Raw genomic sequence first — 23,683 nt, 5'->3', positions numbered from 1 at the left:
AAAGAATATGCGTTTGTAAAATCACAACCAGGCCGAGGGAGGGGTAGACTTGAATGATGCCAACCGGACCACAGTAAACATTAACGGCATGGAGTACGTGGTCAAGGGGGAAGAGCCGGAATACATTCAGAAGCTGGCCTCATATGTCGACAAAAAGATGCGGCAGGTCAACCAAAAGTTCCCCCATTATCCTCCGGTTAAGGTTGCTGTTCTGGCCGCCCTGAATATAGCCGATGAGCTATACAAAGTTCAGCAGGATTATGAGACACTGGTAAAGCTTATACAGGAGGAGAAACGGGGTTGACCAACCTGGAAATAGCCTGGGCGCTGGCAGAAATGGGAGATTTGCTTGAATTAAAGGGAGAAGAGCCCTTTAAAGTCAGGGCCTATCACCGCGCCGCCCGTGCCCTGGAAAACCTGGAAGAAGAGGCTGCCTCCCTTTTGGCCCGGGATGCCCTGGAAGAGATACCGGGAGTAGGAAAAAACCTGGCCAAAAAGATCGCCGAACTTTTAACTACAGGCCGTTCTACTTTTCTGGAGAATTTACGCCGGGAAGTACCGCCTGGGCTGAGGGAGATGCTGGCCATTCCCGGGTTGGGTAGCCGTTCGGTACGTCAGATTTACCAGGGGTTAGGCATAACTACCCTGGAAGAACTGGAAAAGGCCGCCCGGGAAAAACGCATCAGAACCTTGCCCGGGCTGGGCAGTAAAACGGAGCTGGCCATCCTTAAGGGCATAGAGATGTTGAGGGAGACAAAAGAACAGGTACCCCTGGGGATAGCCCGGCCCTTGGCCCTGATTTTCCAAAGCCAGCTCCTTAATATACCCGGGGTGGAGCAGGCAGCCGTAGCCGGAAGTGTCCGCCGCGGCTGCGAGATGGTGGGCGATATCGACCTGGTGACGGCGGTGCGCCCCGGCCATCAGGTAGCGGAGGTTATGAGCCGCTGTCCCCAGGTTAAGGAAGTGCTGGCGAGGGAACCGGACCGTCTGTCTTTCCGGACGGTTCTCGGGGTCAAGGTTGAGATTATCATGGTTCCTCCAGAAGAGTTTACGGCTGCGGTATTTTATGCCACCGGTTCTAAAGCCCACCGGCAGGCTTTGCTGCGTCTCGCTTTGTCCCGGGGATTAAGGGCCGCCGATATCGGGCTGGTTACCTCCCGCTGGCTGGCCGAAGAGGAAGCATTGTGTAAGGCGACAATTTCGACCGAGGATAATGAAAAAGAAATTGGCCAGAATAAGGGGATAGAAGCTGTAGCGGGGGATAAGGAAGGGGAGGAAGCCGTTTTCTACCATCGCCTGGGTTTACCTTATATAGTACCCGAGTTAAGGGAAGACCGTGGCGAAATAGAAGCGGCCTTGAAAGGCGATCTACCGCGCCTTATTACCCTGGAAGATATTCGCGGCGATCTACATATGCACAGCCGCTATAGCGACGGGGTGGAAACGATAGCGGCCATGGCGGCGGCAGCCCGGCGGCGGGGTTACCGCTATATAGCGGTTACCGATCATTCCCGGTCCCTGGTGGTGGCCCGGGGCCTCAGTGTCGAACAGATAAAGGCCCAGCGGGAGGAAATAGCCCGCCTGAATGAAGAGTTAGAAGATATTACTATACTTGCCGGAATCGAAGTCGACATTCTGGCCGACGGTACCCTGGACTATGAAGATGAAATCTTAAAGGAATTCGACCTGGTCATCGCCTCGATACATTCTGGCTTCCGCCAGGAGGAAGGCCAGATAATGGCTCGGCTGGAGGCTGCCTTGCGCCATCCTTATGTGGATATCCTGGGACATCCTACGGGTAGAATGCTTGGGCGGCGCCGTCCCTATGCCGTGGATGTGACCAGGATAATCGAATTGGCGGCGGAGACGGGGACTATTTTGGAGATTAACGCCAGCACCGACCGCCTGGACTTAAATGATACTGCCGTTCGCATGGCGAAAGAATACGGCGTGTCCATTGCTATCAATACCGACGCTCACGATCCCGGTCACCTGGCGGATATGGAATACGGCGTCCTTACCGCCAGGCGTGGTTGGCTGGAGCCGGAGAATGTGGTCAACACTTGGGAGCTGGAGCGGCTGCTGGCGAGACTCAAAAGAAACCGGCAGATGAAGAGGTGAGACATCCATGGCTAAACGTCTAGGCATCCTCACCGGCGGGGGAGACTGCCCCGGCCTCAATGCCGTCATCCGGGCGGCAACCAAAACGGCCAACAGGTACGGCTATGAGATGATCGGTTTCCTCGACGGCTATACCGGTGTAGTAGAGGGTCGCTACATCAAGTTGGATCCGCCGGCCATCTCCGGTCTTTTGCATAGGGGCGGTACCATCCTGGGGACCAATAACCGCAGCAATCCCTTTTACTTTCCCATAAAAGAGAATGGCGTTGTCACCTACCGCGATATGTCGGATAAAGCCGTGGAACGTTTGGAAAGAATGGGTATTGAGGTTTTACTCGTGGTAGGCGGTGACGGTACCCTGGCCGGGGCCAGGGATTTCAAGGCCAAAGGGGCACGGGTCATCGGTATACCTAAAACCATCGACAACGACCTGGCAGCCACGGATCAGACCTTCGGCTTCGACACGGCGGTGAGGACGGCCACAGATGCCCTGGACAAACTACATACCACGGCCGAGTCCCATCACCGGGTCATGGTCCTGGAACTCATGGGCCGTTATGCCGGCTGGATAGCACTCTACAGCGGCCTGGCCGGCGGGGCCGATGTCATCCTGATACCGGAAATTCCCTGGCATATTGAAAGCGTTTTAAAAAAAATAGAAGCCCGTCGGGCCGAGGGTAAGCCTTTCAGCATCGTCGTTGTCGCCGAGGGGGTCAAGTCCCCGGAGGGAGAACTGGTTGTCCAGCGTAAGGTGGAGGGCAGCGTAGAGCGGGTACGCTTAGGCGGCATTGGTCAGTTGGTAGGGAAGCTAATCGAAGAAAAAAGCGGCATTGAAACCCGGGTGACGGTTCTGGGCCATATTCAGCGGGGCGGCTCGCCGTCGTCCTACGATCGGGTCCTGGCCACCCGCTTCGGCGTAGCGGCAGCAGAGCTGGCCGTCAAGGGCATCCACGGCGTGATGGTCTGCCTGCAGGGCAATACAATTTCCCATGTTACCTTAGAAGAGGCCGTCGGTAAACCCAGGACCATACCACCGGATCACCAGCTCTTGGCCACGGCCCGGGCTATAGGCATCAGTTTTGGCGATGATTAGCCAACTCTGGCCGGGTACTTTACTACCTGGCCTTTCTTAATTCCATAAGGGCCGTTTCCTGGCGGGCGGTTTTGCCCAGCAGGTAATTAATATCTAGGGTGATTACGTCGAGGCGTTCATCTAGGTGTTTCCGTAACTGGGCAATCTCATCTCCCCGCAACTCAAAAGCGTCGAACAGGACGTTGATTTTCGGCAGGAGCTCGTTGTCGAGGCGGTTTTCGATTCTAATCTGCCTTTGCTGCAAGTAGTCTAGCTGCTTGCTGTGCTGGTTGAGGGTTTCGGTGTGCTGCTGCAGGATTTCAGTGTGCTGCTGCAGGATTTCAGTGTGCTGCTGCAGGATTTCAGTGTGTTGCTGCAGGGTTTCAGTGTGCTGCTGCAGGATCTCAGTGTGTTGTTGTAATGTTTTTTTAATCTCTTCCATTCCCTGAAGGAGTTGTTGCAGGATTTCTTCCATCCGCACTCACCTTTCCCGCTTCTTCTATTTAAGAATATTTTTTCGCCACCGGGTAAAAAATTCCTTCAGGAGGGATAGAAAAATTTGTTGCATCTTGGTTATTAATCGTGCAAAATAGATCTAGAACAAACCTGACCGTACGGGGAAATACACCGGTGCGGGAGGGCGGCAAAGTTATCCTGCGGTAAGGGGCAACCTGAGCCTCAGGGGAGGAGGGAATTACCATGAGCACTCGTTTGTAGCGCTTGTCGGTTGTTTGCCGCACCGGGAAGCGCTTTTTGGTTGGTTAAGTGAATTGGAGGAAAACGCCGGGCTATAAAAAACAAAGACGCCAAGGAGGATGTGGATGGAAAATCGTCTGGGAGTTGTGGGTATAGTTATTGAAAATCGAGAACATATTGCCTCCCGCGTTAATGCCATCCTCAGTGATTATGGCGACTGCATCGTCGGCCGTATGGGTATTCCCTACCGGGAACGGGGCGTGGCCGTTATCGCTTTAATCGTGGACGGGACCACCGACACCATCGGTGCCCTGACGGGAAAACTGGGCAACCTGCCGGGGGTAAAAGTGCGGGCAGCCCTGACGGGAAAAGAGAAGTAAAGAAGGAGAAACTTGTAATTTTGCAGCCTGCGGCTTTACGAACGGGTTGCTTATCGATGACGGTGGAGGAGAGGTATGCTGTGCGAAAGGAATTTGCCGCTAGTTTAGAGAAAGCGGCTGCCGGAGCGGAACTCACCAGAAAAGATATTATTAACCTGCTGGCCGCCGCCCCCGGCGCCGAAGAAGAGGCTCTCTACCGGCTGGCGGACAGCGTTCGTGCCCGAGTGGCCGGGGACGAGGTTCATCTGCGCGGCGTCATCGAGTTTTCTAATTACTGTCGCCGGCGCTGTTATTACTGCGGCCTGCGGGCCGACAATGTTAATTTACAGCGGTACCGCTTAATGCCGGAAGATATTGTGGCTGCCGCCAGGCGCGGGGCGGAACTGGGTTACGGCACCATCGTCCTCCAGTCGGGGGAAGATCCCTGGTATACGGGCCCGGTACTGGCCGGGATAATAAGGGAAATAAAGAAGCTGGGGGTAGCCGTAACCTTATGCGTCGGGGAGAGGACGCGGGATGAATACGCCCTGTGGCGGGAGGCCGGGGCCGACCGCTACCTTTTAAAGCATGAAACGGCCAACGCCGCTCTTTACAATCGCCTGCATCCCGGCATGAGCTGGCAGGAACGCCTCCAGTGCCTCCAGTGGCTGCGAGAACTAGGGTATCAGGTGGGTTCCGGCAATATAATCGGTCTGCCGGGCCAGACCCTGGAGGATCTGGCCGACGATTTAATCCTCCTGCGGGAACTGGATGTGGAAATGGCAGGGTTAGGCCCATTTATCCCCCACCCGGCAACGCCCCTGGGCGGGGAACCGGCGGGGAGCCTGGACCTCACCTACCGGGTGGTGGCTACCGCCCGGCTGGTCATACCATATGCCCATTTACCGGCAACTACAGCGGTGGGTACCCTGGCCCCCAACGGCCGCCAGCTCGCCCTGCAGCGGGGGGCCAATGTCATCATGCCTAACCTGACCCCGACCCGCTACCGCGCTGATTACCAGATCTACCCCAATAAGATTTGCATCAATGAAGGCCCGGAAGACTGCCGCCATTGTCTGGAAGGCATGGTGCGTGCCTTGGGCCGGCGGTTGGGGCGGGGTCCGGGGCATACCTTAAAGCCCCTACGGGTTCAGGTAACTGGTATTTTAACAAAAGACCATAAAACGGAGTGAAGACGGAGAGAAAGCGGAGAGAACCCGGAAAAGCGCTTAAGTATTATTAAACTATGAATGGGGGAATTTCCATGCAGGGCGGTTATCATGCCGACTTTATCAAACATGATGAGATAGAAGACTACTTGGAAGAAGCCAAAAGGGCAACGAGAGATGAGGCTGCCCGCATCGTTGCCAAGGCCCGGGAAGCCAAAGGCCTGGAGCCCTACGAAGTGGCCGTGTTACTTCAGAATGACGATCCAGGGGTGCGTCGCGAGATGTTTGCCGCCGCCCGGGAAATAAAGGAAAAGATCTACGGGCGGCGCATGGTCCTCTTTGCCCCCCTCTATTTCAGCGACTACTGTGTTAATAACTGCCGCTACTGCGGCTACCGACGGGATAACAAATTTGAACGCCGCCGTCTGGAACCGGAGGAACTGGAGCGGGAGGTGCGCATTTTAGAATCCCTGGGGCATAAACGCCTGGCCCTGGAAGCCGGCGAAGACCCCGTCCACTGCCCCCTGGACTACGTCCTGGAGGTAATCGACCGTGTCTATCACATAACCGAGGCCAGGGGCAACATCCGTCGGGTCAACATCAATATCGCCGCGACCACCGTAGACGCCTACCGCCAGTTAAAGGCCGCCGGCATCGGCACCTACATCCTGTTCCAGGAAACCTACCACCGGCCGACCTATGCCTACATGCACCCGTCCGGTCCTAAAGCGGACTACGACTGGCACACCACGGCCATGGATCGCGCCATGGAGGGGGGTATCGACGATGTGGGCCTGGGAGTGCTCTTCGGTCTTTATGATTATAAATTTGAGGTTATGGGCCTGCTCTACCATGCCCGGCACCTGGAGCAAACCTTCGGCGTCGGGCCGCATACCATCTCCGTTCCCCGCCTGCGGCCGGCTTACGGTATTAGCCTGGATAATTTCCCTTATCTGGTTAACGATGAGGACTTTAAGAAGATAGTAGCCATCATTCGCCTGGCCGTGCCCTATACCGGCATGATCATTTCCACCCGGGAGACGCCGGAACTGCGGACGGAACTGTTGGCTTTAGGCATTTCCCAGCTTAGCGCCGGTTCCTGCACCGGTGTCGGCGGCTATGGCCGCCACTATACTGAAAACGGCGACGACGTGCCCCAGTTTGAAATCGGCGACCACCGGCATCCGGATGAAGTAATCCGCGACCTGTGCCAGCGTGGTTATCTTCCCAGCTACTGCACGGCATGCTACCGCCGCGGCCGTACCGGCGACCGCTTCATGGCCCTGGCCAAAACCGGTGAGATCCAGCATGTGTGCCAGCCCAACGCCATCCTGACCTTTAAAGAATACCTGCTGGACTACGCCGGGCCGGCCACCCGGGAAGCAGGGGAAGCGGCTATCAGGGAGCACCTGGCTCAGATACCAAATGCGGCTATCCGGGCCGAAACCGAACGCCGCCTGGAGCGTATTGCCGCCGGGGAGAGGGATTTGTATTTCTAGTGCCGCTACCCCCAACCGTTACCCCCTGCCATCTCACGGCTGGGGGTTTTTATCATTTCAAGGACGCGTTAAGCGGCTTTTTCTTTTGCCTTCGTCTTTATATTTTTTTTACTCCCCGCGATTGTTTCTTTACACCTAATTGATCGCCAACGGAGATAAAATAAGCCTGCACGGAGGTCGGCGCCACCACCGCGTACCATGAAACCGGGCTAAGAAAAAGTGAACCTGGAATGCCTGGAGGATATTGAAGGTGTGGGGAATGTCCGGGGATAGCAGGCAGGGGGGGGAGAAGAAAGCTATAGTGAAGGATAAAGGTTCAGGAGAAGCGGGAAAATGTAAGCGGGAATTTCACCCCGGGGTAAAATAAAGCGGCAGGGGAGGAAGGTTTATGTTTGATTTTATTCTCGGTGGTTTAGTTGCCGTGGCGTTGCTGGTATATCTGGTCTATGCCTTGATGCGGGCCGAGGAGCTTTAGGGTGGGGTGACAGATGGCGGTAATAATTACGGATATCCTGCAAATAGTTCTATACTTGGTGCTGTTGTTACTCCTGGCTGTACCCCTGGGGCGGTATATGGCCAGGGTTTTTAGCGGGGAAAGGACCCTTTTCGACCCGGTACTCAAACCTCTGGAGGGGCTGATCTACCGCCTGGCGGGAGTGAATACCGACCGGGAGATGAGCTGGCGCGAGTATGCTGCCACGCTCCTGGTGTTTAATTTTCTGGGCATGGTTGCTGTTTACCTGATCCAGCGCCTCCAGGGTGTACTGCCCTTCAATCCCCAGCATTTCCGCGCTGTACCGCCGGACCTGGCCTTCAACACTGCCGCCAGTTATATGACCAATACCAACTGGCAGGCCTACGGCGGCGAGAGGACCATGAGCTACTTTACCCAGATGGCCGCCCTGACGGTGCAGAACTTCCTCTCCGCCGCCACCGGCATCGCCGTGGTCGTCGCCCTGACCCGCGGCCTGGCCCGGCGCTCGGCCAAGACCATCGGCAACTTCTGGCAGGATCTCATCCGGAGCATTCTCTGGGTACTGTTACCCCTTTCCCTGATTTTCGCCCTGGTTCTGGTATCCCAGGGGGTTATTCAGAATCTGAGCCCCTACCTGACGGTGACCACCCTGGAAGGGGGCCGGCAGACCCTGGCCATGGGCCCGGTGGCTTCCCAGGAAGCCATTAAATTATTGGGCACCAACGGCGGCGGTTTCTTTAACGCCAACTCCGCCCACCCCTTCGAGAACCCCACACCTTTGACCAATTTGCTGGAGATGCTGGCCATCCTGGTCATCCCGGCGGCGTTAACCGTGACCTTCGGCCACATGGTAGGTAACCGCCGCCAGGGCCTGGCCATCCTGGCCGCCATGCTGCTCCTTTTTGTCCTGGCTGTGGGGGTAGTTTACGGCAGCGAACGCTATGGTAATCCCACCCTCCGCGCCCTGGGGGTGAGCGGTCCCACGGCCATGGAAGGTAAGGAGGTCCGCTTTGGCATCGCCAGCTCTTCCCTTTTTGCCACTGTAACTACCGCCGCTTCCTGCGGCGCTGTCAACGCCATGCACGACAGCCTGACACCCCTGGGAGGTCTGATCCCCATGCTGCAGATAATGCTGGGGGAAGTTGTCTTTGGCGGGGTTGGTTCCGGCCTGTACGGGATGCTGATCTTTGTCATCCTCACGGTGTTTATCGTCGGCCTGATGGTAGGCCGGACGCCGGAATACCTGGGTAAGAAAATCGAATCGCGGGAGATGAAGATGGCCATCCTGGCTGTACTTATACCGGCGGCGACCATATTGCTGGGCAGCGGCCTGGCGGCCGCAACCAGGGCCGGTACGGCATCTATCTTAAATCCCGGCCCCCATGGTTTGAGTGAAATCCTTTACGCCTTTGCCTCGGGGGCGGGCAATAACGGCAGCGCCTTTGCCGGCTTAAACGCTAATAAACCCTTTTATAACATCGCCCTTGCCCTGGCCATGCTTATCGGCCGCTTCGGCGTTATCCTGCCGGTTCTGGCCATCGCCGGCGGTATGGCGGCGAAAAAAGCCGCACCGCCAGGTCCAGGAACTTTCCAGACTACTACCCTGCTGTTCACCGGTTTACTGGCGGCGGTGGTGCTCATCGTCGGCGCCCTGACCTTTTTCCCGGCCCTGGCCCTGGGGCCGCTGGTGGAACAGCTTCTGATGCTGGCGGGTAAAACTTTTTAAAGCAGGGAGGGAAAATTTTATGCCGAGGGAAGCTAATATTTCCAGCAGGCTGGCCGGGTCCAGGGGTAGCTTCAGCCGGGCTTTGATCGTCCCCGCCATTAAAGACGCCTTTCGCAAGCTCGATCCCCGGGTGCAACTGCGCAACCCGGTAATGTTTGTCGTGGAAATCGGCGCCCTGCTGACAACTATTTTTACTTTGCGGGATTTAGCAGCCGGCGGGCGCGCCATGGTCGCCTTAAATATCCAGCTGGCCGCCTGGCTGTGGATAACCGTCCTCTTCGCCAATTTTGCCGAAGCCCTGGCCGAAGGCCGGGGCAAGGCCCAGGCTGAGACCTTACGCCGCACCCGTAGCGAAACTACGGCTAAAAAACTGGTCAACGGCAGGGTGCAACAGATACCGGCATCACAGCTGCGCAAGGGGGATATTGTCCTGGTAGAAGCGGGGGATATTATCCCCGGCGATGGCGAAGTAATCGAAGGCATTGCTTCAGTTGACGAGAGCGCGGTGACCGGTGAATCGGCTCCGGTGATCAGGGAATCAGGTGGCGACCGCAGCGCCGTCACCGGCGGTACCCGCGTCCTGTCCGACTGGATCAAGGTACGGATAACTGCCAACCCCGGCGAGACCTTCCTCGACCGCATGATCAGCCTGGTGGAAGGAGCACGGCGGCAGAAGACACCCAACGAAATCGCCCTGACCATCATGCTCATAGGCCTGACCATCGTCTTCCTGCTGGCAGTGGCCACCCTGGAACCATTTGCCCTGTACTCCGGGGCCCCGGCCCCGGTGCCTGTCCTGATCGCTCTGCTGGTTTGCCTGATCCCCACCACCATCGGCGGCCTTTTGAGTGCCATTGGCATCGCCGGCATGGACCGCCTTCTCAAGCGTAACGTGCTGGCCATGTCCGGCCGGGCTGTGGAAGCGGCCGGCGACGTTGATGTCCTGCTGCTGGATAAGACCGGTACCATCACCCTGGGCAACCGCATGGCCACGGCCTTTATCCCGGCCCCTGGGGTAACCGAAGAGCAACTGGCCGATGCCGCCCAGCTCGCCTCCCTGGCCGACGAGACGCCGGAAGGACGCAGCATCGTAGTCCTGGCCAAAAATAAATTTAGACTACGGGAGCGGGATCTGGGCAGCCTGAAAGCCTCCTTTGTCCCCTTCAGCGCCCATACCCGCATGAGCGGCGTCGACTTGGAGGGAAGGCAGATTCGCAAGGGTGCCGCCGATGCCATTGAAGCTTTCGTCCGGGAACAGGGCGGTTCCCTGCCGGCGGAGGTTAGAGATACAGTTGCCAGGGTGGCCAAAGAGGGCGGCACCCCCCTGGTGGTGGCTGAAGGGGCCCGGGTCCTGGGGGTCGTTTACCTGAAAGACGTGATTAAAGGCGGTATCAAAGAACGTTTTGCCGAGCTGCGCCGTATGGGAATCAAAACGGTTATGATTACCGGGGACAACCCCCTGACGGCGGCTGCCATAGCGGCGGAAGCCGGGGTGGACGATTTCCTGGCCGAGGCCACCCCGGAGACCAAGTTAAAACTGATTCGCGACTACCAGGCGAAAGGACACCTGGTGGCCATGACCGGCGACGGCACCAATGACGCCCCGGCCCTGGCCCAGGCGGACGTGGGTTTGGCCATGAACAGCGGTACCCAGGCGGCTAAAGAAGCAGGCAACATGATTGACCTGGACAGCAACCCCACCAAGCTCATCGAGGTGGTGGAGATCGGCAAGCAGTTGCTCATGACCCGCGGTTCCCTGACAACCTTCAGCATTGCCAACGACGTGGCCAAGTACTTTGCCATTATCCCGGCTCTCTTCACCGTCACTTACCCGGAGCTGGGAGCCTTAAATATCATGAGGCTGGCTACACCCGAGAGCGCCATCCTTGCGGCCGTGATCTTCAACGCCCTGATCATCATCGCCCTGGTGCCCCTGGCCCTTAAGGGGGTTGCCTACCGGCCCCTGGGGGCCAACGCCATCCTGCGCCGCAACCTGGTCATCTACGGCCTGGGAGGCCTGGTGGCACCATTTATCGGCATCAAACTCATTGACATGCTCCTGGTGGCTTTGAGGCTGGCCTGAAGGGGCTGTGGCCGTTGCAAGCTAATGAAAGGAAGAGGGACCTTGACGAGAAAACTTCTAACAACCGCCCGGATGCTGGTGGTAATGACGGTCCTAACGGGCATTCTTTACCCCTTAGCCGTCACCGGTCTGGCACAGGTGCTTTTTCCCCGCCAGGCCGGCGGTTCCCTCATTGCACGCGATGGGCAGCCGGTAGGCTCAGCCCTCATCGGCCAGAGTTTCATGGGTCCGGGTTATTTCCACGGCCGGCCTTCAGCAGCAGGCAAAGAAGGCTATGACGCTGCTGCCTCGGCCGGGTCCAACCTGGGGCCGACCAGTAAAGAATTGGTGGCGATTGTAGCCAAGCGCCTGGCAGCAGTTCGTGCTGTAAACGGCTTGCCGGGCGGAGCACCGGTGCCGGCCGACCTGGTCACCGCTTCAGCCAGCGGCCTGGACCCGGACATCAGCCCGGAGGCTGCTTATTTACAGGTAGCGCGGGTGGCGCGGGCCAGGAATCTTCCGGAAGACAAGGTGCGCGCCCTGGTCGCCAGGAATATCACCGGCAGGCAATTGGGCATCCTGGGTGAGCCCCGGGTAAATGTGCTAAAATTAAACCTGGAGCTGGATAAACTAACACGCTAAAAATTGGCAAAGCATCTTGAACGGTGCCCCGGCTTTGGGGGCGGAAATGTTTACCTCCAATCGTCCTGGACGCCGGGATGGACTGGCCTGACCCGGCGGCATACAGGCAAGGAAGGGTGAAGTGATGGAAAGGGATGACGAAATCCGGCGGCCTGATCCTGAAGACCTGCTGGCCCAGGTAAAGGCCGAAAACCGGGGACGGCTGACTATTTTCCTGGGGGCTGCTGCCGGTGTCGGCAAGACCTATGCCATGCTGGAAACAGCCCACGAGCGTCAGGCCGACGGCGTTGATGTGGTCATCGGCTGGGTGGAGACCCACGGTCGCCCGGAGACGGAAGCTCTGGTCAGGGGATTATCCATCATACCGCCCCGGGAGCTGGTTTACCGGGGCAAGGTTTTTCGGGAAATGGATCTGGATGCCCTGCTGCAGCGTCGCCCCCAGCTGGCACTGGTAGATGAACTGGCCCACACCAATATTCCCGGCTCCCGGCACACCCGTCGCTACCAGGATGTCGAAGAACTTCTGGCCGCAGGCATCAACGTCTATACGACCTTAAATATCCAGCATGTGGAGAGCCTCAATGATATCGTCGCCCAGATTACCGGCATCCGGGTGCAGGAAACCGTTCCCGACCGCCTCCTGGAGGAAGCCGACCAGATCCAGCTCATCGACATCCCGCCGGAAGAATTAATCGAACGTCTAAAAGAAGGCAAAGTCTACGTACCGCCCCAGGCCGAACGGGCTCTGCAAAAGTTTTTCCGGCCGGGGAACATCAATGCCTTGCGGGAACTGGCCATGCGGTACACGGCCCGGCGGGTAGAAGGGCAACTGGATCACTATATGCGCCTGCACGGCATTGCCGGCCCCTGGCCGGCCGGTGAGCGGGTCATGGCCTGTGTCAGCCCCAGCCCCTTTTCCGCCCAGGTGATTCGCACAGCCAGGCGCATGGCTGCCGGCCTCAAGGCGGAATGGCTGGCCGTCTATGTGGAAACGCCAGATCGCCTTCCTGCCGATGAAAACAGGCGGGACCAGCTGGCGCGGAATTTACACCTGGCTGAAGAACTGGGGGCGGAAGTAATTACTTTAACAGGCAACGATGCTGCCGAAGAACTGCTTGCTGTGGCCCGGCGTAAGAACGTCACCCAGATTGTCATCGGTAAACCTTTACACCCCCGCTGGCAGGAACTATGGCGGGGTTCGCTGGTGGACAAAATTATTCGCGGTAGCCAGGGGATCAGCGTGCATATCATACCTGGAAGAACCAGTTCCAGGGAAGGCCACCGGGCCATTGGATGGCGCTACCGCCAGCGGGTCTCTTCCTGGCCCTATGCCGGGGTCCTGGTGGCTGTAATGCTGGTTACCGTCCTCAATAAAATCTTACAGCCGGTTTTTGATTTTACTAATATCGCTTTACTTTACTTGTTACCGGTGCTGTTCAGTGCCTCCCGCTGGGGCCGGGGACCTTCGATTCTGGCGTCCGTGCTGGGTGCGCTGGCCTTTGACTTTTTCTTTGTGCCGCCAGTTTTAAGCTTTACTGTCTATAATCTCCGCTACTTGCTCAGCTTCGTGATCTTTCTGGTAGTTGCCGTTATCACCAGTACCATGGCTACCCGGCTTAACATTCAAGTTGAAAATGCCCGGCGCCGGGAAACAAGGACAGCCGCTCTCTACGCCCTCAGCCGGAAAATGGCGGCGGAGACTGATATCGAGGGGATATTAAAGACCGTAGTTAAAACGGTAGCAGAAACTGTTGATGGCGAGGCCGTTATTTTCATGCCCGACGCTGCAGGCAAGCTGGAAGTGCGGGCTACTGTGCCCTCCTCGCCCGAAAAATGGCTTGACAACAATGAATACGCTGTAGCCGGGTGGGTTTTTACCCACGAACAGATTGCCGGCAGGGGAACCGATACCCTGGCGGGGGCAGACGGCCTGTACCTGCCCCTGAAAGCAGATGAAAATAACCTGGGTGTCCTGGGGGTGAAGCTTACCCATCCGGAGCGCCACCTGGAGCCGGAGCAGCGCCGGCTGCTAGAGGCTTTTGCCAGCCTCGCAGCCCTGGCTATCTTACGCCTGCAACTGGCGGCAGAGGCCCAGCAGGCCCGCTACCTGGAAGCCTCGGAGAAACTGCGTACTGCTTTATTCAACTCTATTTCCCATGAGCTGCGGACACCCCTGGCTTCTATTACGGCCGCGGTTACCGGCCTCCTGGAAGGGGATGAGGTCTATCATCCGGAGGAACGGCAGGCTCTTCTTCAAACTATAAAAGAGAGCGCGCGACGCCTGAATAGGCTGGTCGGCAACCTGCTGGACATGGCTCGCCTGGAGAGCGGTATGCTGCAGTTAAAACTGGAATGGTGCGATTTGGAAGATATTATCGGTGTTGCCCTGGGGCAGCTCCGGGAAACCTTGCAGGACCGGCCCCTGGAGGTTAGCATTTCTCCGGGATTGCCCCTGGTCAAGGTGGATTTCACCCTTATTGAACAGGTCCTGGTCAACTTGCTGGAGAATGCCGTTAAATATTCTCCTCCCGGGAGTAAAATTGACATTGCAGTGCGCCGGGAGGGAAAGGAGTTGCAGGTGGCCGTTGCCGACCGGGGTGTTGGCATTCCGGAAAGCGATCGGGAAAGGGTATTCGGTAAGTTTTACCGCTTGCAGTCACCCCGGCATGTGAGCGGCACGGGTCTGGGCCTCTCCATCTGTAAGGGGATTATTGAGGCCCACGGTGGTAAAATTTGGGTAGAGGCCCGCTCGGGGGGCGGAAGCGTCTTTTATTTTTCTCTTCCCCTGGCCGAACAGCCGCCGGGTGCGGTTCCTTCAGAAGGGGGAGGTGGCCAGGGTGACCGCTAAGGGTGCTCGCGTCCTTATTATTGATGATGAAACCCCTATCCGCCGCCTGTTAAAGGTTGCCCTGAAGGCCCACGGTTACGAAGTGGCCGAGGCGGTTTCGGGACTACAGGGAGTGCAGCAAGCTGCCTTGCTGCACCCGGATCTAGTTATTCTTGATCTGGGTTTGCCCGACATGGACGGTCTGGAGGTAGTTAAACGCCTGCGGGAATGGTCCCGGGTGCCCATCATCATCCTGTCCGTACGGGAGCAGGAGGATGATAAAATTAAGGCTTTGGACGCCGGTGCCGATGACTATGTCACCAAGCCCTTTGGTATGGGGGAGCTCCTGGCCCGGATGCGGGCAGCCCTAAGACATGCGGCCCAGAACGGTGATGAACCGGTACTTACCGTTGGGGGCTTGACCGTCGATTTGGCCCGCCGCCTGGTTACGGTTGACGGCCGGGAAATCAAGCTTACGCCTACTGAGTACGAACTCCTGAAAAACCTGGCCCTCAATGCCGGCCGGGTACTGACCCACCGCCAGCTTTTACGCACCATCTGGGGACCGGGGTATCAGGAAGAAACCCATTACCTGCGCGTATACATCGGGCAGCTCAGGCGTAAAATTGAACCCGACCCCACCCGGCCCCGCTATATCATCACCGAACCCGGAGTCGGCTACCGCCTGGTAGGCGGGGAATAAGTAAAAGATACAAACCATATTTGAGCGCGATAACCCTGGAAACAATGGTTGATGCAGGCCTTGTAGAAATACGCGATGTAGAGTTACCCCAGAGTATGCAGCGGGCTATGGCCGCCCAGGCTGAGGCGGAAAGGGAACGTAGAGCTAAGATTATCCACGCCGACGGGGAGTTCCAGGCCGCTGAAAAGCTGGCCGAGGCGGCACGGATCATTTCTACCCAGCCGGCTTCTTTACAGCTGCGATATTTGCAGACCCTAACGGAGATCGCCTCCGATAAAAGCAACATCCTTGTCTTCCCCGTACCCATGGATTTGTTTAAGGCTATTACAGAGCGCTTGGGGGACAAATAGGTGGTTATTATTCAAAAAACAAGATGTCAAAATGACGGATAATAGTGTTCAAAATGTTGAACGGCAAATAAGAATTTTATAAGACCTAGCAGGAAAATCAAAATTCATGGCGAATAAAATCCACATAAGAACTATCACAAGCATAAGATAAAGTGAAAGTGAAAAGTAAGCTATTATCAAGGGTCTAGCGCGGGCCTGTTTATTTTACCATTTATTGTGAAGTAATTCACCATTGGGGGAGGTCGGGCCGCTGAAACTTAAAGAAGTACAGGCCATCCTGAATGCCGAGGTCTTTACCGGTATGGATAAGCTGGAGTTAGAAGTGGAGGCCGGTTTTGCCTCGGATCTAATGAGTGACGTTCTGGCCTTTGCCAGCGGCCGGATACTGTTGTTGACGGGACTGACCAATCCCCATGTTATTCATACGGCTACCATGATCGACGCCGCGGCCATCGTTTTTGTTCGTGGCAAAAGGCCGGATAAAAGCCTTATTCAGGCTGCCAGGGAAGTAGGTTTGCCCCTTCTAGGGACCAGGTTTTTAATGTATGACAGCTGCGGCCGCCTCTTCCAGGCGGGCCTAAAGGGATGTTCCGGGGAGGACCGATAGAATGCTTGGAACGACCGGAGGAGATTTCCTTGGAGGATAAGATGCCGTCCCTCAAGCTGTCATTTCCCGTGCGGGCGCGTGACTTTCTCGCCGGTGGCCACGGGGCGGCACGTATCCGGCAGGTACTGCAGCAGGTCGGTTTTCCTCCGGAGATTATACGCAGGGCTGCCATTGCAGCCTATGAAGCTGAAATGAATATCATCATCCACTCCTACGGTGGTGAATTAAAGGCCCATATTACTCCTGGGGCAATTACCATTACGGCCGTTGATGACGGTCCGGGAATACCTGACATCGAACTGGCCATGCAGGAGGGCTATTCTACCGCACCGCGGGAGATCCAGGAGATGGGCTTCGGTGCCGGTATGGGCCTTCCCAATATACGCCGCTGTGCCGACGAACTGGAGATAAAGTCGGGAGCGGGGCAGGGGACAACTGTTAATATAATTATTTATAATCGCTGAAGGCGGTGGCGCGGTGGGTTATTTCCATTCCGTTCGCCTGGAAGAGGATAAATGTAAGGGTTGTACCAACTGCATAAAGCACTGCCCGACAGAAGCCATAAGGGTGCGGGAAGGCAAGGCGCGGATTATTCAGGAACGCTGCATCGACTGCGGCGAGTGTATCCGCATTTGTCCCAACCATGCCAAGATCGCCGTAGGCGATGACTTGACGGCCCTGGCCGCTTACAGGTATCGCATTGCCCTGCCCGCCCCGGCCGTGGTTTCCCAGTTTGCCGGTCAGGCTAAACTTGAGCATATTTTGGGAGCCCTAAAGGCTTTAGGATTTGATGCCATTTACGAAGTGGCCCTGGCGGCGGAAATGGTGGCCAGGGCAACCAGACGCTACCTGGATAATTACGGCGGGAAAAGGCCGCTTATTTCCCCGGCCTGCCCGGCAGTAGTAGGCCTAATACAAGTCCGTTTTCCTTCCCTGGTGGAGCAGATTTTGCCCCTGGTCACCCCCGTTGATTTGGCAGCCCGCTTGGCCCGGCTGGAGGGGATGAAAGCCACCGGCCTACCGTTAGAAGCCGTCGGCACCTTCTTTATTTCCCCCTGTCCGGCTAAGATTACGGCGGCGCGCCAGCCCCAGGGAAAAAGGGTAGGTCCCGATGGGGTCATTCCCCTGGCGACCGTTTATGGCGACATACTCAAGGGCCTTTCTTCCGCCCTCCCATATCCCTCCCGCGCCGGGGCAACCGGTTACGGCTGGGGGCACAGCGGCGGCGAAAACGCCAGCATTGGCGGTCGGCGCCTCCTGGAGGTCGATGGCATTCATCACGTTATTGAAGTCTTGACCCGTATAGAAGCGGGCGACTTCCAGGATATTGAATACATCGAGGCCCAGGCCTGTCCGGGTGGATGTGTCGGCGGAGCCCTGATGGTACAAAATCCCTACCTGGCAAAGCTGGAGTTGCGGCAGCTGGTCCGCGACCTACCGTCAAGATCTATGGATCTCCCGGTGACGGAAAAAGACCTGAGGGCGGAGCCGGTTTATCCCCGGCCAGCCCTGCAATTGGACGACGATTTGGCCACCGCTATTGAAAAGATGCGGCGCCTGGAAGCCACACAGGCCATGCTTCCGGGACTGGACTGTGGTTCCTGCGGCTCGCCCAGCTGTCGCGCCCTTGCCGAAGATATCGTCCAGGGTGAGGCGCAGGATACGGATTGCGTTTTCGTCCTGCGCGAGCGGGTACGGGTCCTGGCGGAAGAGGTGGTGGAACTGGCGCGGAAATTGCCGCCGTCCATGGCCCGGCCGGAAAGGGGAGATGAAGATGCGCCTTCGGGAAATCGTTGAACGCCTGCATTTACAAGTATTAGCAGGGGAAAAGGCCCTGGACAGGGAAGTTACCGGCGGTTACTGTTCCGACCTGATCAGCGATTTTATGGCCAACGGTACGCCCGGATGTCTCTGGCTGACCCTGCAGACCCATATGAACGTAGTGGCCGTTGCCCTTCTGACCGGAGCAGCGGGGGTGGTATTCACCGGCGGCAGGGGCATTCCGCCGGAGGTTTGCCGCAAGGCCGAGGCAGAAGGCCTTCCCCTTCTGCAAACCCCCCATTCTACTTTTGAAATGGCCGGCCGGCTTTATCAGCTCCTTAATGAGAAGTGAGCAGGGAAATTATGACCTTCTACCGTGCCGATCTCCACATCCATACCGCCCTGTCGCCCTGCGCCGGGGAAGAGATGACGCCGCCCCGGATTGTGGCCGCCGCCCTTATGGCGGGACTGCAGCTTATAGCCGTTACCGATCACAACAGCGCCGGGAATATAGCGGCCGTCCAGGAAGCCGCCCGGGGGACGGGGCTTATAGTCTTCGCGGGTTTGGAAGTTCAGACAAGGGAAGACGTGCATCTGGTTTGCCTCTTCAATAGTGCGGCAGAGGCCCTGGAATGGCAATCAATAGTATACCAACGTCTACCTGCCGAAGAAAACCGGGAAGAGTATTTCGGTTGCCAGTTGCTTTTGGATGCTGCCGGGAGGGAGATAGGACGGGAAAAAAGGCTTCTCCTGACAAGTGTCGACATGGGGTTGGAAGAGGTGGTCAGGGAGGTAAGCGGGCGTGGCGGCGTTTGTATACCGGCCCATGTGGACCGGCCATCATACGGCCTACTGGGCCACCTCGGGTTAATACCAGAAGGACTGCCGTTTGCGGCCATGGAGCTGGGCCTGCTATATCCCGATGAGGCCTTAAAGCAATTTCCGACCCTGGCCGGTTGGCCCCTGACGATCGCTTCTGATGCCCATTACTTAAAAGATATCGGCCGCCGGGTTACCATATTTGATTTCGTGGAGGAAATCAATCTGAAGTCACTCCATCAATCCTTAAGACGACAGCAATTTAAGGTGGTGGTAGGCCAAAGGGATAATTTCAGATAAATAACATTTTGAGTTCGGTATTCTGTAAAAACCATTCTTTCAAGGAGGTATTGTGTTATGGAAGCCTGTCAATGCGAAGCCAAATGGGAGGAGCTCGATAAGATTATCGCCGCCCACCGCGGCCGTCCCTCCGATCTTATCGAAGTACTTCATAAGGCCCAGGAGCTTATCGGCTACCTGCCCCGTCAGGTGCAAGTGGCCATTGCTGAAGGCCTGGGCGTTTCGCTGGCGGAGGTTTACAGCGTCATCTCCTTTTACCATCATTTCACAGTAAAACCCAAGGGCAAATACCAGATTTCCGTCTGCAAGGGGACGGCCTGCTACGTCAAGGGTTCCCCGGAAATCCTGGAGCGTTTGGAAAAGGAGCTCGGTATCAAGGCCGGGGACAGCACCGAGGACGGCAAGTTTTCCCTGGAGGTTGTTCGGTGCCTCGGCGCCTGTGGCTTGGGACCCGTTATGACTGTCAACAAGCGCGCCCACGGGCTGCTGAAGCCGGAAACGGCAGTGGAAGTGCTGAAGCAATACCAGTAAAGCCATGGAAGAATTGGCATTACACATTCTCGATCTTCTAGAAAATGCCCTAGCGGCCGGAGCCCGCCGGATTATCGTTACCATCACCGAAGATACGGAGCGGGGGTTAATCACCATCGAGGTTGAAGATGACGGTCGCGGCATAGAGGCCGAAGCCCTGGCGCAAGTCCTGGACCCCTTTTATACCACCAGAAAGACGCGCAAATTGGGCCTGGGGCTCCCCCTCTTTCAGGCTACGGCGGCTCAATGCGGTGGAGATTTGACCCTGGAATCGCGACCCGGACAGGGTACCAGGGTTGTAGCCACCCTGCAGTTGGGGCATCCCGATTTACCACCCCTGGGGGATATGGGAGCCACCATAGCGGCTGCTTTAAGCAGCGAACAGGAAGCCGACATAATTTACCGTCACCGTCGGGGACAGAAAGAATTTCAATTTTCCTCATCTTGGTTGAAGCTCCACCTGGGGGAAGTTCCGTTAAACTGCGGACCGGTTTTGGACTGGGTCCGGCGATATATCAATAAAGGATTGGCAGAATTACACGGAGGTGAAGATTGGTGATCAAGTCCCTGGAAGAGCTGCAAAGGATTAAAGAAGCCCAGCTGGAGGCTATTCGCCTCCGCGAAGCGGACCAAAAGGCCAAAATCGTCGTGGGGATGGGCACCTGCGGGATTGCTGCCGGTGCCCGGGAAGTAATGAGCGCCATTTTGGATGAGCTGGGCAAGCGGCGCCTCACTGGTGTTGCCGTCACCCAGACAGGGTGCATCGGCCTCTGCGCCCAGGAACCGTTGGTGGACGTCATCCTGCCGGGGAAACCGCGGGTTACCTACGGCAAAGTAGACGCCAGCAAGGCGCGGCAGATTGTCGCCCAGCACATAGTTAACGGTATTGTTATCAGCGAATGGGTTGTTAACAGGGGGGAAGAGTAAATGGATTTTTATCGCGCCCACGTTCTGGTTTGCGCCGGCACCGGCTGTACGGCTTCGGAAAGCCCGGCCACGAAAGAGGCCCTCATAAAGGAACTTAAGGCAAGGGGCCTGGACAAGGAAATCCAGGTCGTCGATACCGGTTGTTTCGGTTTCTGCCGCTTCGGCCCCAATATGATGGTTTACCCGGAAGGGGTATTTTATACCCAGGTTCACCCGGAAGACGTACCGGAACTGGTGGAGGAGCATTTCGTTAAGGGCCGGGTGCTGGAGCGTAAACTCTATAAACAACCGGAGACGGAAGCGGCTGTCAAGGCCTTTGAAGAGATTCCTTTCTTCAAACATCAGGTGCGCATCGCCCTGCGCAACTGCGGACTTATAAATCCGGAATCTATAGATGAATATATTGCCCGTGACGGCTACCAGGCCCTGGGGAAAGTTCTCACCACCATGACCCCGGCGGAGGTAATCGATGTAATTAAAAAGTCAGGACTGCGCGGGAGGGGCGGCGGCGGGTTCCCCACGGGTTTAAAGTGGGAGTTTGCCCACCGCTCGCCGGGACCGGTTAAATATATCGTGTGCAATGCCGACGAAGGTGACCCGGGGGCCTTTATGGACCGCAGTATCCTTGAGGGCGACCCCCATGCCGTCCTGGAGGGTCTGGCTATCGGCGGCTACGCCATCGGTGCCAGTCAAGGCTACATCTATGTGCGCGCCGAGTACCCCATAGCCGTAAACCGTTTGAAAATTGCCATCCAGCAGGCGCGAGAAAAGGGCCTTTTGGGCAAGAACCTCTTTAACACCGGCTTTGACTTTGATATCGATATCCGCCTTGGTGCCGGCGCCTTTGTCTGCGGTGAAGAAACGGCGCTACTGGCCTCCATCGAAGGCCGCCGCGGTGAACCGCGGCCGCGTCCGCCTTTCCCGGCCGTATCCGGCCTGTGGGGCAAACCTACGGTTATCAACAATGTGGAAACTCTGGCCAATATTCCCACCATTATCCGCGAGGGCTGGGAATGGTTTGCCAGCATCGGTACCGAAAAGAGCAAGGGGACCAAGGTCTTTGCCCTGGCCGGAAAAATCAACAACAACGGTCTGGTAGAAATCCCCATGGGAACTTCCCTGGGCGAAGTAATCTATGACATCGGCGGCGGCATTCCCGACGGCAAGAAATTCAAAGCGGCCCAGACGGGCGGGCCTTCGGGCGGCTGCATCCCGGCCGAATATCTAAATACCCCCATCGATTACGAATCCCTGACGGCCTTGGGGACCATTATGGGTTCCGGCGGTCTGATCATCATGGACGAGGACACCTGTATGGTGGACCTGGCCAAGTTCTTCCTGGATTTTGTCAAAGACGAATCCTGCGGCAAATGTACCCCCTGCCGTATCGGCACGACCCGGATGCTGGAAATCCTCGATCGTATCTCTAAAGGCCAGGGCAAAGAGGAAGACCTCGACCTGCTGGTGGAGCTGGGCCAGCAGATTAAAGATACGGCCCTCTGCGGTCTGGGCCAGACGGCTCCCAACCCGGTTTTGAGCACCATTAAATACTTCCGGGATGAATACCTGGCCCACATCCGCGATCACCGCTGCCCGGCCAGCGTCTGCGCCGCCCTCTTTAATTCGCCGTGCCAGAACACCTGCCCGGCCAACGTTGACGTACCCATATACATCGACCTCATCCGGCAGCGGCGCTTCGCCGAAGCCTACGAAGTTATCCGGCGGGAGAACCCCTTCCCGGTGGTCTGCGGCCGCGTTTGCAACCATCCCTGCGAGGGCAAGTGTAACCGGGCCAAGATTGACCAGCCCCTGGCCATTCGCGAACTCAAGCGCTTTGCCGCCGACTACGCCATGAAGCTCAACGGCCAGCGGCCAAGACCGGAAGTCTCGCCGCCCAACGGCAAAAAGGTGGCCGTAATCGGCGCCGGCCCGGCGGGACTGACGGCAGCCTATTACCTGGCCCAGAAAGGTTACGGTGTAACAGTATTTGAAGCCCTGCCGGTGGCCGGCGGCATGATGGCCGTAGGAATTCCGGAATACCGCCTGCCCAAGAAGACCCTCCAGGCGGAGATTGATACCATTCTGGAACTGGGCGTGGAGCTTAAGACCGGCAAAGCTTTAGGCCGCGATTTCCGCCTGGAAGACCTTAAAGAACAGGGTTATGAAGCCGTCTTTGTGGCCATCGGCGCCCATAAGGACCAGAAACTCGGCATCCCGGGGGAGGAACTGGAGGGCGTATATGCCGGAGCCACTTTCTTGCGACAGCTTAACCTGGGCCAGGTGTTAGACCTAAAGGATAAAGTGGTGGCCGTCGTCGGCGGCGGTAACGTGGCCATGGACGCCGCCCGTTCGGCTCTGCGTCTGGGAGCTAAAGAGGTGCACATCATTTACCGGCGCCAGAAGGACGATATGCCGGCCCTGCGTGAAGAAATACACGAGGCGGAAAAGGAAGGCGTAAAGATTACCTGCCAGGCCAATCCCGTTGCCATTCTGGGCGAAAACGGCAAGGTAACTGCCGTGAAGTGTATCCGTATGCGGATGGGCGAATTCGACCGGAGCGGTCGGCGCCGGCCGGTTCCCGTCGAGGGCTCTGAATTCACCATGCCGGTGGATATAATCATAGCCGCCATCGGTCAAACGGTTGATCCGGAGAGCATACCCGAAGGCCTCGAAGTGAGCCGGGCGGGTACAATAGTGGCTGACGAGAAGACCGGCGCCACCAAGGTGTCCTGGGTTTTCGCCGGCGGTGACTGCGTAGCAGGCCCGGATACCGTTATCGGGGCCATTGCGGCCGGCAAAAAGGCGGCGGCGGCCATCGACCGATACCTCGGCGGCGACGGCGTGATTGTACCGGAGATGGAAATCAAGCGCCAGCGGACGGCACCGGTGATAGAGGAGAAGACGCCGCGGGTGGCGGCGCCCAGCCTGGAAGTGACGGAACGCCTGGCGGGCTTTGCCGAAGTGGAACTGGGCTACGACCTGGAGGCCGCGGTTGCCGAAGCGTCGCGCTGTCTGCGTTGCGACGTGCGGGAATAGG

The 23,683-nt window shown here is 57.3% G+C and carries 23 protein-coding genes; 22 read left to right on the top strand and 1 reads right to left on the bottom strand.

All coding sequences use genetic code 11. From position 1 onward, the window contains the following. The first annotated feature begins 49 nt into the window (after nt 1-49). The 3 genes from MHFGQ_RS09495 to MHFGQ_RS09485 are packed head-to-tail and all read left to right on the top strand — an operon-like array spanning nt 50 to nt 3,214. Nucleotides 50-304 (top strand): cell division protein ZapA, encoded by a 255-nt coding sequence (locus MHFGQ_RS09495; RefSeq protein ID WP_245907727.1) that lies wholly within the window; start codon nt 50-52, stop codon nt 302-304. Next, nucleotides 301-2,121: a PHP domain-containing protein gene (locus MHFGQ_RS09490; RefSeq protein WP_106004192.1), complete on the top strand. Its 1,821-nt coding sequence runs from the start codon at nt 301-303 to the stop codon at nt 2,119-2,121. Before MHFGQ_RS09495 ends, MHFGQ_RS09490 begins: the two co-directional genes overlap by 4 nt. Nucleotides 2,122-2,128: 7 nt before the next feature. After that, nucleotides 2,129-3,214: a 6-phosphofructokinase gene (locus tag MHFGQ_RS09485; RefSeq protein ID WP_106004193.1), complete on the top strand. Its 1,086-nt coding sequence runs from the start codon at nt 2,129-2,131 to the stop codon at nt 3,212-3,214. A gap of 22 nt (nt 3,215-3,236) precedes the next feature. Here the strand turns inward: MHFGQ_RS09485 and MHFGQ_RS09480 are convergent, their stop codons facing one another. Next, complete coding sequence (locus MHFGQ_RS09480; protein ID WP_146127110.1) at nt 3,237-3,674, bottom strand: hypothetical protein; 438 nt, start codon at nt 3,672-3,674, stop codon at nt 3,237-3,239. 340 nt (nt 3,675-4,014) lie between these two features. Here MHFGQ_RS09480 and MHFGQ_RS09475 point away from each other — a divergent pair, with 340 nt between their 5' ends. From MHFGQ_RS09475 to nuoF, 19 genes are all read left to right on the top strand, one after another. Next, nucleotides 4,015-4,269, top strand: coding sequence for a TM1266 family iron-only hydrogenase system putative regulator (locus tag MHFGQ_RS09475; RefSeq protein ID WP_106004195.1), 255 nt, complete (start codon nt 4,015-4,017; stop codon nt 4,267-4,269). Between the two features lie 80 nt (nt 4,270-4,349). Further along, nucleotides 4,350-5,441: a [FeFe] hydrogenase H-cluster radical SAM maturase HydE gene (gene hydE / locus MHFGQ_RS09470; protein WP_106004196.1), complete on the top strand. Its 1,092-nt coding sequence runs from the start codon at nt 4,350-4,352 to the stop codon at nt 5,439-5,441. Nucleotides 5,442-5,512: 71 nt separating this feature from the next. Then, the gene (hydG, locus tag MHFGQ_RS09465; protein ID WP_106004197.1) at nt 5,513-6,916 is read left to right on the top strand and encodes a [FeFe] hydrogenase H-cluster radical SAM maturase HydG; all 1,404 of its coding nucleotides are present in this window, start codon (nt 5,513-5,515) and stop codon (nt 6,914-6,916) included. Nucleotides 6,917-7,304: 388 nt separating this feature from the next. Beyond that, nucleotides 7,305-7,391: a K(+)-transporting ATPase subunit F gene (kdpF, locus tag MHFGQ_RS13995; protein WP_106004198.1), complete on the top strand. Its 87-nt coding sequence runs from the start codon at nt 7,305-7,307 to the stop codon at nt 7,389-7,391. A gap of 13 nt (nt 7,392-7,404) precedes the next feature. Further along, nucleotides 7,405-9,117, top strand: coding sequence for a potassium-transporting ATPase subunit KdpA (gene kdpA / locus MHFGQ_RS09460; RefSeq protein ID WP_106004199.1), 1,713 nt, complete (start codon nt 7,405-7,407; stop codon nt 9,115-9,117). Between the two features lie 19 nt (nt 9,118-9,136). Further along, nucleotides 9,137-11,200: a potassium-transporting ATPase subunit KdpB gene (gene kdpB, locus MHFGQ_RS09455; protein WP_106004200.1), complete on the top strand. Its 2,064-nt coding sequence runs from the start codon at nt 9,137-9,139 to the stop codon at nt 11,198-11,200. Between the two features lie 24 nt (nt 11,201-11,224). Further along, entirely contained in the window at nt 11,225-11,821 is a 597-nt protein-coding gene (kdpC, locus tag MHFGQ_RS09450; RefSeq protein WP_106004201.1) for a potassium-transporting ATPase subunit KdpC, read from the top strand. A gap of 124 nt (nt 11,822-11,945) precedes the next feature. Then, on the top strand, nt 11,946-14,669 hold the full coding sequence (locus MHFGQ_RS09445; protein ID WP_106004202.1) for a sensor histidine kinase: 2,724 nt from the start codon (nt 11,946-11,948) through the stop codon (nt 14,667-14,669). Further along, the gene (locus MHFGQ_RS09440) at nt 14,659-15,351 is read left to right on the top strand and encodes a response regulator (protein WP_106004203.1); all 693 of its coding nucleotides are present in this window, start codon (nt 14,659-14,661) and stop codon (nt 15,349-15,351) included. The genes MHFGQ_RS09445 and MHFGQ_RS09440 overlap by 11 nt, the downstream gene beginning before the upstream one ends. A gap of 20 nt (nt 15,352-15,371) precedes the next feature. Beyond that, a complete protein-coding gene (locus MHFGQ_RS09435) occupies nt 15,372-15,701 on the top strand; it encodes a hypothetical protein (RefSeq protein ID WP_277996984.1) in 330 nt (109 codons plus the stop codon). Nucleotides 15,702-15,933: 232 nt separating this feature from the next. Next, nucleotides 15,934-16,308 carry a hypothetical protein gene (locus MHFGQ_RS09430; RefSeq protein WP_245907728.1) on the top strand — a complete coding sequence of 125 codons (375 nt, stop codon included), beginning with the start codon at nt 15,934-15,936 and terminating at the stop codon, nt 16,306-16,308. Nucleotides 16,309-16,349: 41 nt separating this feature from the next. Beyond that, complete coding sequence (locus tag MHFGQ_RS09425) at nt 16,350-16,772, top strand: ATP-binding protein (RefSeq protein ID WP_106004280.1); 423 nt, start codon at nt 16,350-16,352, stop codon at nt 16,770-16,772. A 13-nt stretch (nt 16,773-16,785) separates the two neighbouring features. Beyond that, nucleotides 16,786-18,105: a [Fe-Fe] hydrogenase large subunit C-terminal domain-containing protein gene (locus tag MHFGQ_RS09420; RefSeq protein ID WP_106004204.1), complete on the top strand. Its 1,320-nt coding sequence runs from the start codon at nt 16,786-16,788 to the stop codon at nt 18,103-18,105. Continuing rightward, nucleotides 18,083-18,421 (top strand): DRTGG domain-containing protein, encoded by a 339-nt coding sequence (locus MHFGQ_RS09415; protein WP_106004205.1) that lies wholly within the window; start codon nt 18,083-18,085, stop codon nt 18,419-18,421. Before MHFGQ_RS09420 ends, MHFGQ_RS09415 begins: the two co-directional genes overlap by 23 nt. An 11-nt stretch (nt 18,422-18,432) precedes the next feature. Continuing rightward, nucleotides 18,433-19,188, top strand: a complete 756-nt coding sequence (locus MHFGQ_RS09410) for a PHP domain-containing protein (protein ID WP_106004206.1) — start codon at nt 18,433-18,435, stop codon at nt 19,186-19,188. A 57-nt stretch (nt 19,189-19,245) separates the two neighbouring features. After that, nucleotides 19,246-19,719 carry a complex I 24 kDa subunit family protein gene (locus MHFGQ_RS09405; protein ID WP_106004207.1) on the top strand — a complete coding sequence of 158 codons (474 nt, stop codon included), beginning with the start codon at nt 19,246-19,248 and terminating at the stop codon, nt 19,717-19,719. 4 nt (nt 19,720-19,723) lie between these two features. Next, a complete protein-coding gene (locus MHFGQ_RS09400) occupies nt 19,724-20,278 on the top strand; it encodes an ATP-binding protein (protein ID WP_106004208.1) in 555 nt (184 codons plus the stop codon). Next, nucleotides 20,278-20,646, top strand: a complete 369-nt coding sequence (locus MHFGQ_RS09395; protein ID WP_170066113.1) for a (2Fe-2S) ferredoxin domain-containing protein — start codon at nt 20,278-20,280, stop codon at nt 20,644-20,646. The genes MHFGQ_RS09400 and MHFGQ_RS09395 overlap by 1 nt, the downstream gene beginning before the upstream one ends. After that, a complete protein-coding gene (gene nuoF, locus MHFGQ_RS09390; protein WP_106004210.1) occupies nt 20,647-23,682 on the top strand; it encodes an NADH-quinone oxidoreductase subunit NuoF in 3,036 nt (1,011 codons plus the stop codon). It abuts the gene before it with no gap. Nucleotide 23,683: the final 1 nt, after the last annotated feature.

The organism is Moorella humiferrea, assembly GCF_039233145.1.
GTDB lineage: Bacteria > Bacillota > DSM-521 > Neomoorellales > Neomoorellaceae > Neomoorella > Neomoorella humiferrea.
The sequence above is the reverse complement of the archived record's forward strand: the minus strand, read 5'-3'. Positions and strand labels throughout refer to the sequence as shown.

Bases quoted from the DNA above. Each gene is read 5' to 3' on its own strand.
- MHFGQ_RS09415 (WP_106004205.1), top strand. From the start codon at position 18,083: ATGCGCCTTCGGGAAATCGTTGAACGCCTGCATTTACAAGTATTAGCA.
- MHFGQ_RS09400 (WP_106004208.1), top strand. From the start codon at position 19,724: ATGGAAGAATTGGCATTACACATTCTCGATCTTCTAGAAAATGCCCTA.
- MHFGQ_RS09425 (WP_106004280.1), top strand. From the start codon at position 16,350: ATGCCGTCCCTCAAGCTGTCATTTCCCGTGCGGGCGCGTGACTTTCTC.
- MHFGQ_RS09410 (WP_106004206.1), top strand. From the start codon at position 18,433: ATGACCTTCTACCGTGCCGATCTCCACATCCATACCGCCCTGTCGCCC.
- MHFGQ_RS09475 (WP_106004195.1), top strand. From the start codon at position 4,015: ATGGAAAATCGTCTGGGAGTTGTGGGTATAGTTATTGAAAATCGAGAA.
- kdpF (WP_106004198.1), top strand. From the start codon at position 7,305: ATGTTTGATTTTATTCTCGGTGGTTTAGTTGCCGTGGCGTTGCTGGTA.
- kdpB (WP_106004200.1), top strand. From the start codon at position 9,137: ATGCCGAGGGAAGCTAATATTTCCAGCAGGCTGGCCGGGTCCAGGGGT.
- MHFGQ_RS09485 (WP_106004193.1), top strand. From the start codon at position 2,129: ATGGCTAAACGTCTAGGCATCCTCACCGGCGGGGGAGACTGCCCCGGC.
- MHFGQ_RS09405 (WP_106004207.1), top strand. From the start codon at position 19,246: ATGGAAGCCTGTCAATGCGAAGCCAAATGGGAGGAGCTCGATAAGATT.
- MHFGQ_RS09445 (WP_106004202.1), top strand. From the start codon at position 11,946: ATGGAAAGGGATGACGAAATCCGGCGGCCTGATCCTGAAGACCTGCTG.
- kdpA (WP_106004199.1), top strand. From the start codon at position 7,405: ATGGCGGTAATAATTACGGATATCCTGCAAATAGTTCTATACTTGGTG.
- nuoF (WP_106004210.1), top strand. From the start codon at position 20,647: ATGGATTTTTATCGCGCCCACGTTCTGGTTTGCGCCGGCACCGGCTGT.
- kdpC (WP_106004201.1), top strand. From the start codon at position 11,225: ATGAAAGGAAGAGGGACCTTGACGAGAAAACTTCTAACAACCGCCCGG.
- hydG (WP_106004197.1), top strand. From the start codon at position 5,513: ATGCAGGGCGGTTATCATGCCGACTTTATCAAACATGATGAGATAGAA.